Below are 12,386 nucleotides of genomic sequence, written 5' to 3' on the forward strand. Positions count from 1 at the left end.
TATCTTTATTATATATGTTATTTGTATTTTAATCAATACTTTTTATATGTTATTTTTAATTTATTTGAGTATTTTATTACGTCCTATGAGGGGTTTGGGGTGGTGTAGGACGAAAGGGCAATTCAACTTGTTGAAGTGACCAAAGTCAGCACCCCAAGGTCTTATTTTCAGTCTATATATTATTTATAATTTTAACTTCTTTTCTTTTACGAGAGACCCCCTAATAACCCTTGTGGCTGTTGAGTTTTTAAAATGATTTATTGCTTTTGTTTTCATAGGTCATTTTCTAACCACTCGATTAATAGACGTCTCATTCTAAATGATGGGATGTAAATGTTGATTGATTTGTTATTCCTTATTGCTGATCTCCATATCCATTGAATCATCTCTGATAATGCGTAAATGTCTTGATCTATATTTATGTTATTCTGCTTAAAGAAATCATTAATAGCTGGATTAACAAATCTGTTGATTGAATAAACTAATGATTTCTTGTGACTGTATTCATTAGTCGCTTTAATATTACACGCTAAGAATCCTTTAGTGTATCCTTTACCGCTCAACTTCCCTTTATGAGATTTAAAGGTTGTCCATAGGTTCTCATTTGATTTAGACTTTATGATATTTTGGTAATAGTTTAAGATGTTGTTTTTTAACCGCTTATGTAACACTGTTCTACTTTCAAACCAATTTTTAGACAATGCGTAATAGTCGTCACCTACCTTGTTCAGATCTCCTTCGTAAATCTTTATCTTATTCTTCAAAGCAGCTTTAACCTTTTGGTCTAGGGATTCATTATGTTTAATTAATTTATAATTTTTACTTTCTTTTATGACTGATAACAATTCATATTCAATACCGTGTAAGTCAAAATAATACTTTTGAATCTGAGCATTAAACAAATATGTTAACACGTACACCTCGTTAAACTTAGCAAAGACATCGCTAGGGAATTCCCAGAACAAAACAGATTCATTGTGATAGATTAGATTATCACTTTTGGCCAGCTTCTTTAATGTCTGGAACTCTCCTTTGTATTCCCTATTCAACTTTTCTTCATTCTCAGAGTTCCACAATATCTTTCCGTTGTTGTTAATGATCCAGTTGTTTTTAAATAACATATCTAAATCATCTTTAGAAATATTGAATTTCTTAATCACTTCCATTGCTTCATCAAGTACCAAAGTATAATTGCCTGAGTAAATTAAATCTTTGGTTGTTTGATCAGACATGCTAAATAATGCGTGAGTTGCAACAATGTCCTTGTTTTCTGAAAGTAACTTATGAAAGGAATCAATTTTATATAATACTTCTCCCTTTTCTGTGTGAACCTTTGGCTCATAAAACTTTCTGTTGCTGCATGACTTCTTAATTCTTGATACTTCATCCAGATATGGCGTGATAAAAATGAAATGCTTATCTAAAGATGCTTCATTCATGTGATCAATCATTAGACTCGTTTTACCGCTGCCCATAATCGAATCAATAATTTTTACTTTTGACATTCGTTCTCCTCTATTCAAAATTTTATGTATGGCGAGCTGAGCTACCGCTCACCGTTTAAAACATTTAAATACAAAGTAAGACAACCATGAAACAATAAGGATCAATGTAGCAATAGCATATGTCCAGTTAATGATGTATTGTGCGCTGCTACTAAATAACCCTTTGATAAGCCAGAATACAATGAATGTGATACCGAAAGTGATTAGTGAGTACCATAATTGTTTATGCTGCATATATGTTTACAAAGTGCTGCAAGGTGCTATAATATAGATGACAAAGGGAGAAGTACCTCCCAATGTCTAATGATGATTAACGGCGTATACGTTTGCGTGTCCTTGACCGAGGTCGCTTATGTGTACGCTTTTTCTTTTGGCTTATACTTTTAGTGATACTTACAACCTTTTCAATAATCACAAGCATATTGATTAAGACTGTAGTAAGACTGATTAGTAAAGCCATTATTATAGTCACCTTTTCAAGCACTTTTGCACCTCCTTTCCATACTTATATTATAACATATAATCATGATAATGTGTGTAATTTGTTGTTTATTAATCAAATAAAAAACACTCTCAAGTTAGACTTAAAAGTGTTTGAACAAAAATTATTTACCGCTTTCTGATTCTAAATGATTTCGAGTTTAAAGATGTCTCGTTTTCCTTTACCTCAAACTCTTTAAGGTCAATTTCTAATGGCTTATAGTTTGCAAAACCCATATGTAACATCTCATCAGTAATTACATCACGCAACATCATGGCACCAGATTTTCCTTCTTTAACATCAACTAGTTCTTGCTGTGCTGTATCTGATCCGTATGCAGTTAATAAATGCCCGTTTAAGCTTGGATGATTAAATATAATACAGTCTCTTCCTTCTATATCAGTTGACAAAACTCCAGTAGTCTCATCAACCATTATTGCATAATCACCTTCTTTAGGTGTGAAGAAGAACTTCGCCTCTTCTTTCTCATTAAATTTTTGGATGTTTTTATTATCAGTAAAATATATTTTCATGTGTAGTCTCCCCTTTAATTTGGCCAATTGGTTACCGTTTATCTTATATTTATATTATACCATTTCAACTAATAACAGGCAACAACATATATGTAATTTGTATTTTATTTTGGTGGATTTTATCTCTTCTTTAAATTTGTTTATATGGAGTTATATAAGTCATTAGATAAGATAGGTTGTGTGATAAATTTAAATCTTTGTATGAGGCTGTGAGTGTGCTTAGAATTGATGTGGTAAAGGTATTACACAGCTACTTTCGTATATATCTTATTTGTTAAATATTCTTTATCAATGTAAAATGACATAGCTTTATTAGTATACATCAATGTTATATCAACTAGTATGCAATCACTATGGTAATAAGGAGCATCGTTTATCTGCTTTACCCAAAAGTTATACCCTTGAGCAATTAAAACCTCAAATTCGTTAACAGGTAACTTTTCATTTGAATAGCATTCTATTTCTTTGTATTTCAACAAATGCTTAGAAACATCTTCTTTCCATTGTTTATCAGTTAAATTATCTACAGAGTATGTATTGAAGTAATGAATTTTCTTTTTCATTTCTATTCCTCCATTTATTAAGTACTCGTCTACTTCCTATATTTATATTATATATGTTATTTGTGTTTTTGTCAATTATTATTATATGTTATTTATGTTTTTATAAATGTAACTTTTACTTTCTGTGAATTGCTAAATGTGATATAGTGGACGCAATATTATTCATAAAAATAACACTTCGATTTCCTGACCCACGTTATTCATACGAAAAGTTCCGCATAATGGAACAAACTTTCAAAATTACATCATTTTTTAAAAAATTTTAAATTTAATTGAATAAAGTATTGATTTTTCTATTTAATTGTGCATTCAATTTGCCTCAAATAAAAAAGCAGACTCACAAAGGAATCTGCATTATAACTATAATTATAAGACGTATTCATAACCATAAAACACCAGTAGAGGGGGGTATATTAACATCCAAATCGCTAAAACAAAGAACAAATGTGCCCATAGCACTTCCATTTCCACACCCTTTAAATTTTATCGATTTTAGCCTATTTTCTATCGTACTTGCTATCGTAAACGCCTTATATATCAACGTTAATCCCTTCCCCTACTCACCCATTTTTCATGATTCCCATCAAATTTGACCACTTTTCCCTACTCCCACAACGACTTTACGATCACTCACCTTTCACAATCATCAAATTATCGTCAAACTTATTGATATTACTATGTATTTTCACTTTTTGAGCAATTTTACGATATCGTCCTCAAAAATTTACGATAACAAAAAATGAGACAGTCAATTGACCATCTCATCCTATTTATTTCTTTAATGATTTAAGTCTATCTAAGTAACTCCCCTTGCTTATTTGTTTCTCACCCTTATTTGTGTTAGTTTGCTGCTTTAAAAACGCTGACTTTGAATTAAATTTTGGAACGTATACCTCTTCTTTAATTGGTTCAACCTTTCTAGAGTCAATCAGTTCATCTAATTGTTTCATTCTTTCATTAATCCACCCTAGTCCACTTAAAATACAAATCACTTGATTCTTACCAGTATCATAATATCCTTTAAATAAATCTAATGGTTCTCCTTCATTAAAGAGTCTCTTAAAGTTAATTTGATCAGTCAGATCAGCATTACCATCTATAATAACACCCGCTTTAACTAATGAATTAAAATTATCTGCGCTATATATCGATTGCTGCCATGACTGTTTAATGTCAGCATGAAGAGTGTTTGCAAATTTTCCGTTATTATAATCAGATAAATCCATTTTTGATATCACTGTTACACCTGGAGTATTGAAAATTTGATTTAAGTCCTTTTTGTCTAATGTACTGTAGCTAGATGGAAGGTTTGTATACCCCTCAACCTCTTCAAGCATATCAATAAATTGTTTGTTTACCTTTTGATATAGGATTGGCTCTGAGAATGTTTTAATGCCCTTTTGAGACACTTTAAGATTGTCTAGTGGAATTATATTCAATTGCTTTTCTGTCAGTTCCTGGAGGCATTCAACGGTGTTTAATTGATTCAATATCACTTCACTTTGATCAGGAAGTACAGGTACAGCAACTACGGTTTTGTTATCCAAATATTCATCTAATAATTCAATTAATGTCGGTGCGATTCCTGATCCTGTGCCTCCTGCTGTTGAAAAGACTACGAATACAATTTGAATCGATGGTTTTTCCATTGCTTCTTTAATGAATTCAACAGATGATTCCCAGTTATTTTTAAAATAGTTGATAGCTGCTTCCCTGTCCTTACCTACTCCCTCGGATCCTACTAACTTAAGCCTGTCTTCAACAACTTCTAAACTATTTAAATCTGAGCTAGAGTAATTGACAGCAATACTGAAATATCCTCTTTTCATAGCTTCATCTGCAATACTCCCACCACATTGACCAATTCCAACAAATCCGTACATTAAACCATTTCCCCTTCCAAATGATATTCTAAGGCCATAACTCCATATGAAGTAATAATGAACTTATGGTGTTTACTCGTTGAATCTCTTTCAATTAGTAGCAACGCCTCTAATTTACTTAAAGACGATCTTATAGTCGATTCTGAGAATTGTGTCTCTACTTTAACTGATTCGCTCTTTAAGTCTTCTTTCGTCATTCCTTTTATTAGCCTGATTGCACCGCATTCTTGCAGCAAAGTTAACAGTGATACATCGTCAATATTCAATCTAGCCACGACTTCATCAAAATATGTCATACTGCACCTCCATTGATAGAGTAACAAAAGTTATCCATATAGACACATAATATAAAATTCTCATTGGGTGATATTATGAAATATAAGGTTAGAAGCAATCTAAAGAATTACTTAAACTCCAAAGGTATTAAACAAAAGTGGCTTGCTGACCAAATAGGCACTAATTCCAGCAGGATTTCTATTTGGTGTACAAATAATGATGAAGGGTTTTGCTCAAATCCCCCTTCCCTTCCTTATGCTATGGCCTTGTGCAAACAATTGAAATGTAAAATCGATGATCTATTCTCAATTGTTGAAGACTGAGTAATCAGTCTCACTTATTAAAATACAAATAACATATATTTATTATTGACTAAAATACAAATTACAAATATAATCACCTTATAACGTACTGAAATGAGGTGATTTATTGGGATCATGTAACAAGCAGGACATCATTGAACTTCTTGAATATCGGATTGTTAATGGTATTGCTTCTCAAGAAGAGAACATTTTTTATGAAGACTTCAAATGGTTTGGCAAAACGGACGAGTCTTCTACCCTGTTTAAAAGATTGGCATTACATATTGAAAGACAAAATAACAAATAGAGGAGAGCGCTTTTGGGGAGAAAAACAAATGATTTAAGTAAGCAAGTATTTATCTATAGTCTCGATACTTCTAGTTTTTATAATGACCGAGAGAATTTATTACATAGAAAGATTTTAAAGTCTTATAGATATAGAGATTTGCTTAAAACACATAATGGGGATACCAAAAAAAATAAGAAATACATAAAAAACAGAATCGCTAAATTAAAACAGGAGTTAAATCAAGCCTTCAGTGAACATGAAAGTGTACGAATGCTTAGAGCTGACACGTTAACTGACAATAAAAAGATCGCTATGTTTGATTCAGTTATGACTCGCACCCTAGGTATAAAAGAAAACAATTTTTCTGATGATGTAATTGTGGTTCAGGTTTACCACTTTCAGGTGTTCAAGAGCATTCTTGATAAAGGTTTTGTACATAACAATGAACTTTATGTTTACTTTACAAGTTCAGCAGGTCAAATCAGAACTAAAAAAGCTTGTTTTATTAAGAAGTCTACATATGATAAATATCAAAACTCATTAACTTGTGGACTTAGTCTAGATCACATCAATTCTAAAGGCGGTATGAACATTAATAAGTGGAATGCATATCTCGCATTATCCAATAGTGCAAGCAGCCACTGGGATATTGATATAAGTAAAACAGTTGTAGTTGATGATTTAGAGACTGAAGTAATGAGTGAAGTGGATTATATAAATCGAGACACATACGAGATTACTAGAAAGAAAATGAATATCCCTATCGAACACACAGACGGCTGTGGTATTATATCTCCTCAGCTCAGCAAAAAAAGTTTTATGGTTAGGCTTCCTTGGGTTAAGGGCTTGTTAGTTCCTTTTGATTTTCACAAATTTGCTGACAAACACAATAAATCCAAAATAACAGATATATACGGAAAAGTGTGGGATATTAAAAATGATGATATTCAAATCATATTTACTAAATCACAGTTTAAAATGTGGAAGTATTACTCCTCTTGGGATGAATATCAGAATAAATTTATCCAGTTTGCATGCCTTGGGGCAAGATTAAACGAAGAAGACACTACTGTAGAAGGAAAACTTACATATCAAATGCTTCAGACGCTTACGGATATTACATATGATGAACTCAAGTCGATCAGTGAAAAGACAATCAAGGAAATAAAAGCAATTGGAAATGACAAAGATGTGATGATGAAGGTTATGGGAGCTACTGAAAATCGAAAATTTAGATCACCATTGCAAGATGCCCTTCTCCTCTACCCACAGCTTTTAAATGATGACTATGTAAAAGAAACAATCAAAAATAAAAAGAAGAGCCTTGTTAAAGATGCGAAATCAGGAAAATTACAAGTTGAGAACTCCAGGTATACATATCTTTGTCCTGATTTATACGCTTTCTGCGAAAAACTGTTTCTAGGAATTAGTAATCCTAACGGGCTTTTAAATGGTAGTGATGTTTACTGTTCCTTGTATGATAGTGGAGATATTGATGTTCTACGCTCCCCTCACCTATATCGTGAGCATGGTATTAGAAATAATACTCGTAATAAATTATTGGATGAATGGTTTATTACAAAGGGTGTATACACAAGCATCCATGATCCAATTTCTAAGTTGCTGCAGTTCGATAATGACGGAGATAAAGCTCTTATTATATCGGATCCTTACTTTGTAGATATTGCTAAGAGACATGTAGTGGACATCGTTCCCCTTTACTATGAGATGGGAGTAGCCAATAAACAGGTAATTAACAGCAAAAACTTGTATGAATCACTGACCAATGCTTATGCGGTGAACATTGGTGAGTATAGTAACAACATTACAAAGATTTGGAACAGTAACTCTGTAAATATTGATGTCATCAAATGGCTATGCGCTGAAAACAACTTTGCTATCGACTATGCCAAAACACTTTTTATGCCGACTAGACCAGAAAATGTAGATGAGCAAATCAAAAATTACATAAAAGACAAAGTACCTTTCTTCTTTGTTCATGCCAAGGACAAAGAGCACACCTCTGTGCAACCGATTAATGAAAGCACTGTTAATAAATTGGACAGTATCATCCCAACTGAAAGAATCAATTTCAAAGCTGTGGCTGGTATTTTCGATTACAACTTTCTATTAAAGAATAAACGCATCAAAGAAGATGAGCAGTTAGTTAAGGAATACATAAGGCTTGATCGAAACAAAAAATGGCTTACAAATAAAGAAGAAACTAAGCCAAATCAAAAATTATACGTTTATAAACTAATTAGAGAACGACTGCTTGAAATAAATAGCGATGAACAGTATGTTGTGGATGTTCTTGTGAAACATCTATACAAAAAGAAAAGCAGATATAAAGCAACGTTGTGGGAATGTTTTGGTGAGACCATACTCAATAATCTAAAAAGGAATTTAAAAACTTTCAAAGGTTGCGTAAAGTGCGGACAAATCTATAAGCCTACCTCTAACAACTCTAGTTTTTGTTCAAAGTGTTCAGTCACAATTGAAAAAGAAAAACATAGAAAAAGACAGAAATTATATTCATCCAGGATAAAAATGACGGTTTAGGAAGTACCTTGAGCCCTAGAGCCACAAGGGTTACAGCGTTTTTGTGCAAAAATAAGCCTAGTGAAAAGTGGCTTCAACCTTACAGCCACAAGGGTTTAGACCACTTTTGGAGATAATCGTCATAAGGGAGGTAAAAAGCAAATATCCAAATTAAAAAGGTTAGTATATCTCCCCTCCCCAATTTTAAAAAAATAAAAATTACACATACAATCAGGAGGAATTAGAATGAATAAAACAGAATTAGTTTCAGCAGTGGTTGAATCAACAGGATTAGCAAAGAAGGAAGTTGCATCAGCTGTGGATGCAACATTACATGCAATTGAGTCCACTCTTAAAGAAGAAGGTCAAGTTAAGATTGCAGGATTCGGAACATTTGAAGTAACTACACGAGCAGCCCGTAAAGGTCGAAATCCGCAGACTGGTGAAGAAATTGATATTCCTGAAACTAAAGCACCGAAATTTAAAGCTGCAAAAGCACTTAAAGATGCTGTAAAAGGTTAATTTTATTCAAATCAATAAATAACACACTTCTGCAATATTAGAGGTCTTTCACGAATATGGGGGTATTCGTGGCTGACTAATGATTATTAATAGAATAATAGTCATTAGTGGGTTGACCACCCTGTACAATTTTGTTCTCCAAACTGTCTCACTCCCTTTCATAAGATAGGTCTGGCTCAGATTTTAGGAGATGGCTACTCCTGAGTCGGATAATATTCATTTATATAGGTTTGGACTCCCCCTCTTCAACTTATACCAAATGAATATTATCGGGCTACTAATGCCAATAAGTCTTCACGCTCAAATGCGACTGTATCCTAGCAGGGGCTTATTATAGGAGGCATTTTGCTCGACAATTAAAACTAATTGCGGTGTTGAGCTTCGGCCTTCACTTAAGGTGATTGGATGCGTCCGATCTTCTTTTAAACTATATTTTCCCAAGCATGTACCTTCTCACACAAGGTAAAGAAAAACCATGCAGAATAAGAGACTGGCGATCTACACGCAATGTATGTAGATAAGGGCGTGTGACCTGACAAGCGCAACAGAATTTGTCTCAAGAAAGGTTTATCATAGGTCTTACCTTTCTATTGATTATTATGTATTAGTGGTAGGGACTACCCCACGTTAAAAAAAAGAAATCCCGTAGAATAACCAATCATTAAGTAGCGATGGTTTCTCCACTGGCAGGGAGTTAAAATACGTGCCAGTAAGCGTGTTTCACTATCCTATCGACTTACTCAGAGTCTGTCGACTACAAAGGTTTCAATCGCTGAACCCGTAATCAGCGTACCACCCTGTCTTATAAAGATAGGGTTATTTTAATTAGTAAATTCCTTCGGGTGTTTCCCCAGCACCCTTCCGACTTTTCTTTTTTATCCCCTTCTTCTCTCCTTTTTCGGGTGTTCCAATGTGTCGGCATTGGACATCCGAAGGAATTTATTCGGTTTAAAATAAAATTACATACTATCTGGAGGTTTTAAAATGGCAAGCAAGCAAACTGTCACAGTTGATTTAAAAGGTATTTTTGATATGGATGTTATGGAAGTTGTTGAACGAACAAAAGACTCTGAAAAAAATCCGTATGACCTAAAAGAAATTTTATCTAAATTTAACGGAAAACAGGTAAGTATCTCGATCAAAGAAGTGAATGAGCTTCCTGTTAAATACGAGTAAAGGTTGGTGAGTAAATGAGCGTAAATGTAAATCCTGATTTACGACGTGGAAAAGACGAAAGCTTTGATGATTATTTTATTCGATTACATACAAATAAACACGATTATAAAATCGACAATTTCGTTATCAGAGACTTACTGAATGAAGAATCTGGCGAAAATTACAGCGAAAGCAAATGGCGCAAAGACTTCGCTCAATACCGTAGATGGGCTGACTTTCATGTAAACAAAAACCTGGATAAAGAAATTGTCGATAAATATGATGAAATTAAGATTGAAGCCGCTAAAGCAGAAGTCCGTAGACGTGATCAGAATAGAGAGTTAACCAAGAAGATTAGAAATTCCGCTCGTTTTGATCGTATCCGTGATGATTTGACTGAAGCAATTTTGAATTTAGAGAAAAAACGTCCTCTTAAATTCTCCTCCCCTCCCCCTTCAACATCTGATAAGCATGGTCTAGCACTGTTCAGTGACTGGCATTTCGGAATGGACATCAACAATCGAATTAACACTTTTAATGAACAAGTATTCAACGAGAGAGTTCAGAAACTAACTCAGGACGTTATTAAACACGGTAAATCAAATGGGATTTCAACTCTGCATGTAGCTAATCTTGGAGATTTAATTGGTGGACTAATACATGTTTCAACACGAGTTCAAGCTAATACTGATTCTATAGAGCAAATTCAATACGTCACAGAAACATTAGCTGAGATTTTGGCAGCATTCGCTAGTGAGTTTGAACAAGTTAAATTCTATAGTGTTGCAGGAAACCACGGTCGCCTCTCCCCTTCTAAAAACGATGTAGGCATTAAAGAAAACTTCGAGTATTTAATTAACTGGTATTTAGAAGCTCGCCTAAGCCACATCTCAAATATCACTATTGAGCAAGAGCAAGACGGTTTCATCCCTACAAAAATTAAAAATCAAGAAGTTGTGTTTGTGCATGGTCATTATGATCGGGTTGATCAGTGTGTAACACGGCTACCTCAATTACTTGGTTATATCCCTTCTTACATATTCGGTGGACATGTTCACCACAATTACGAAAAAGAATACGGCAGTACGACTGTAGTTGTTAATGGAGCTTTAGTAGGCGCTGATGACTACGCTATGCAAGGACGCTTTGGAACTAAGCCTTCACAGAAATTCATGGTATTTGATGAAGAAGGTATTGAAGCTACATACATAATTCGTTTTAAAGTTTGTAAATAGTTGAATAACACTTTATAGGGTTGCGACCAATCGCTACAAGGAGAAAATATGCAAACTATTGATTTCGTAAAAAAAGTACCACAAATACATTTGTTGAAATTGAGAGCAAGTCCAGTGAAAAGCGACTGCCATATACAGAAATTAAAACCTTGGTGAAAACAGCTAGAGAGTTAGTTTCTATATTGAGTTCTTCACTGACTGTTGAACAGAGAATGGATCATTCGGATTTCTTTAAGGAGTCCACAGAAAAACTGAAAGCAATCGAAAATGATTTGCAAATAGCGTTAACGAATTCTCTAGAAAAGAAAGATTATAAAGCTCACTTCTCTCTTTCTAACACTTATAAAGATGTCGTAGGTCTAAAAAAGCAACTGTATGTGCCTATTGATGTAAAGCAATTAGGAGAAGAAATAAAACGATTAGGCGGCTACGGGACGGTTAATTTAGTTTAAAACTTTAATTTTAACTTAATTTATTGATGAGGATGATGAATGATGATTGAGAACCAAAGCAAAGACCATATTGAATTCTTGCGTGAACATTTGGAAATTCTAACTAGACTAAAGGAAACTGGATATAGATGTGATCGTGAAATCAATGATGTTCTATCAAAATTACACGGAATTGTTTTTAAACAAAAACCTACCATTAGATTAGGTGACAATAGCTTTATCTCTAATGGAGGAAAAGCAACAAATAAACTCCGATTTGGTTTAGTGGACTCTGAATTAAATAAAAGGTTTAGGGAAGCACAGCCGAAATTGGCACAAGTAAATGCTAAAGATGACAGAGGCAAAGGTAAAACCACTATTCTTTTCAATTGCTGCTACGATGATAGTGCGTTGATTGTGGTGGGAAATTTAACTATCGCTAAATTATATCGTGAATTATACCGAGTTGTTCTTGAGAAAAATGGTGTTTTTCAGCTCAAAGGAACAGCTGAATACATTCTAACAGTTGATCAGCTTAATGGTAGAAAAGGCAACGCTTACATTGATGAATCTGTCAGTGAAAAACAACTACAGATTATCAAAGAGAATCAAGATATTGAAATTTTAGGCGGATTCTATACTGCTTAAACACATTTTTAGAGCGTCTAGT

The 12,386-nt window shown here is 33.7% G+C and carries 14 protein-coding genes; 8 read left to right on the top strand and 6 right to left on the bottom strand.

Going from position 1 to position 12,386, the window contains the following annotated elements:
• Positions 1–272 precede the first annotated feature (272 nt).
• The 6 genes from MHI33_RS12045 to MHI33_RS12065 form a co-directional block, all read right to left on the bottom strand.
• Positions 273–1,505, bottom strand: coding sequence for a hypothetical protein (locus tag MHI33_RS12045; RefSeq protein ID WP_044141762.1), 1,233 nt, complete (start codon positions 1,503–1,505; stop codon positions 273–275).
• A 310-nt stretch (positions 1,506–1,815) separates the two neighbouring features.
• On the bottom strand, positions 1,816–1,989 hold the full coding sequence (yonT, locus tag MHI33_RS22070; protein WP_436967807.1) for a type I TA system toxin YonT: 174 nt from the start codon (positions 1,987–1,989) through the stop codon (positions 1,816–1,818).
• 125 nt (positions 1,990–2,114) lie between these two features.
• Complete coding sequence (locus MHI33_RS12050; protein ID WP_340911525.1) at positions 2,115–2,519, bottom strand: hypothetical protein; 405 nt, start codon at positions 2,517–2,519, stop codon at positions 2,115–2,117.
• Positions 2,520–2,761: 242 nt separating this feature from the next.
• Positions 2,762–3,082 carry a hypothetical protein gene (locus MHI33_RS12055; RefSeq protein WP_216927245.1) on the bottom strand — a complete coding sequence of 107 codons (321 nt, stop codon included), beginning with the start codon at positions 3,080–3,082 and terminating at the stop codon, positions 2,762–2,764.
• Between the two features lie 770 nt (positions 3,083–3,852).
• The gene (locus MHI33_RS12060; RefSeq protein WP_340911531.1) at positions 3,853–4,965 is read right to left on the bottom strand and encodes a tubulin-like doman-containing protein; all 1,113 of its coding nucleotides are present in this window, start codon (positions 4,963–4,965) and stop codon (positions 3,853–3,855) included.
• Positions 4,965–5,261: a hypothetical protein gene (locus tag MHI33_RS12065; RefSeq protein WP_340911533.1), complete on the bottom strand. Its 297-nt coding sequence runs from the start codon at positions 5,259–5,261 to the stop codon at positions 4,965–4,967. The genes MHI33_RS12060 and MHI33_RS12065 overlap by 1 nt, the downstream gene beginning before the upstream one ends.
• A 75-nt stretch (positions 5,262–5,336) precedes the next feature.
• Between MHI33_RS12065 and MHI33_RS22075 the strand changes: the two genes are divergently transcribed.
• From MHI33_RS22075 to MHI33_RS12100, 8 genes are all read left to right on the top strand, one after another.
• Positions 5,337–5,564 (top strand): helix-turn-helix transcriptional regulator, encoded by a 228-nt coding sequence (locus tag MHI33_RS22075; RefSeq protein WP_373466238.1) that lies wholly within the window; start codon positions 5,337–5,339, stop codon positions 5,562–5,564.
• Positions 5,565–5,670: 106 nt separating this feature from the next.
• Positions 5,671–5,850 (top strand): hypothetical protein, encoded by a 180-nt coding sequence (locus MHI33_RS12070; protein ID WP_340911536.1) that lies wholly within the window; start codon positions 5,671–5,673, stop codon positions 5,848–5,850.
• A gap of 12 nt (positions 5,851–5,862) precedes the next feature.
• Positions 5,863–8,394, top strand: a complete 2,532-nt coding sequence (locus MHI33_RS12075; RefSeq protein ID WP_340911537.1) for an RNA dependent RNA polymerase — start codon at positions 5,863–5,865, stop codon at positions 8,392–8,394.
• Between the two features lie 225 nt (positions 8,395–8,619).
• Positions 8,620–8,895 carry an HU family DNA-binding protein gene (locus tag MHI33_RS12080; RefSeq protein WP_340911540.1) on the top strand — a complete coding sequence of 92 codons (276 nt, stop codon included), beginning with the start codon at positions 8,620–8,622 and terminating at the stop codon, positions 8,893–8,895.
• A gap of 984 nt (positions 8,896–9,879) precedes the next feature.
• Positions 9,880–10,071 carry a YonK family protein gene (locus MHI33_RS12085; protein WP_217012366.1) on the top strand — a complete coding sequence of 64 codons (192 nt, stop codon included), beginning with the start codon at positions 9,880–9,882 and terminating at the stop codon, positions 10,069–10,071.
• 14 nt (positions 10,072–10,085) lie between these two features.
• Positions 10,086–11,285, top strand: coding sequence for a hypothetical protein (locus tag MHI33_RS12090; protein WP_340911545.1), 1,200 nt, complete (start codon positions 10,086–10,088; stop codon positions 11,283–11,285).
• A gap of 152 nt (positions 11,286–11,437) precedes the next feature.
• A complete protein-coding gene (locus tag MHI33_RS12095; protein WP_340911547.1) occupies positions 11,438–11,737 on the top strand; it encodes a hypothetical protein in 300 nt (99 codons plus the stop codon).
• Between the two features lie 42 nt (positions 11,738–11,779).
• Positions 11,780–12,364 (top strand): hypothetical protein, encoded by a 585-nt coding sequence (locus MHI33_RS12100; RefSeq protein ID WP_340911551.1) that lies wholly within the window; start codon positions 11,780–11,782, stop codon positions 12,362–12,364.
• Positions 12,365–12,386 lie beyond the last annotated feature (22 nt).

The organism is Bacillus sp. FSL K6-2971, assembly GCF_038006405.1.
Lineage (GTDB): Bacteria > Bacillota > Bacilli > Bacillales > Bacillaceae > Bacillus > Bacillus pumilus.

Bases quoted from the DNA above. Each gene is read 5' to 3' on its own strand.
- MHI33_RS12045 (WP_044141762.1), bottom strand. From the start codon at position 1,505: ATGTCAAAAGTAAAAATTATTGATTCGATTATGGGCAGCGGTAAAACG.
- MHI33_RS12050 (WP_340911525.1), bottom strand. From the start codon at position 2,519: ATGAAAATATATTTTACTGATAATAAAAACATCCAAAAATTTAATGAG.
- MHI33_RS12055 (WP_216927245.1), bottom strand. From the start codon at position 3,082: ATGAAAAAGAAAATTCATTACTTCAATACATACTCTGTAGATAATTTA.
- MHI33_RS12060 (WP_340911531.1), bottom strand. From the start codon at position 4,965: ATGTACGGATTTGTTGGAATTGGTCAATGTGGTGGGAGTATTGCAGAT.
- MHI33_RS12065 (WP_340911533.1), bottom strand. From the start codon at position 5,261: ATGACATATTTTGATGAAGTCGTGGCTAGATTGAATATTGACGATGTA.
- MHI33_RS22075 (WP_373466238.1), top strand. From the start codon at position 5,337: ATGAAATATAAGGTTAGAAGCAATCTAAAGAATTACTTAAACTCCAAA.
- MHI33_RS12080 (WP_340911540.1), top strand. From the start codon at position 8,620: ATGAATAAAACAGAATTAGTTTCAGCAGTGGTTGAATCAACAGGATTA.
- MHI33_RS12085 (WP_217012366.1), top strand. From the start codon at position 9,880: ATGGCAAGCAAGCAAACTGTCACAGTTGATTTAAAAGGTATTTTTGAT.
- MHI33_RS12090 (WP_340911545.1), top strand. From the start codon at position 10,086: ATGAGCGTAAATGTAAATCCTGATTTACGACGTGGAAAAGACGAAAGC.
- MHI33_RS12100 (WP_340911551.1), top strand. From the start codon at position 11,780: ATGATTGAGAACCAAAGCAAAGACCATATTGAATTCTTGCGTGAACAT.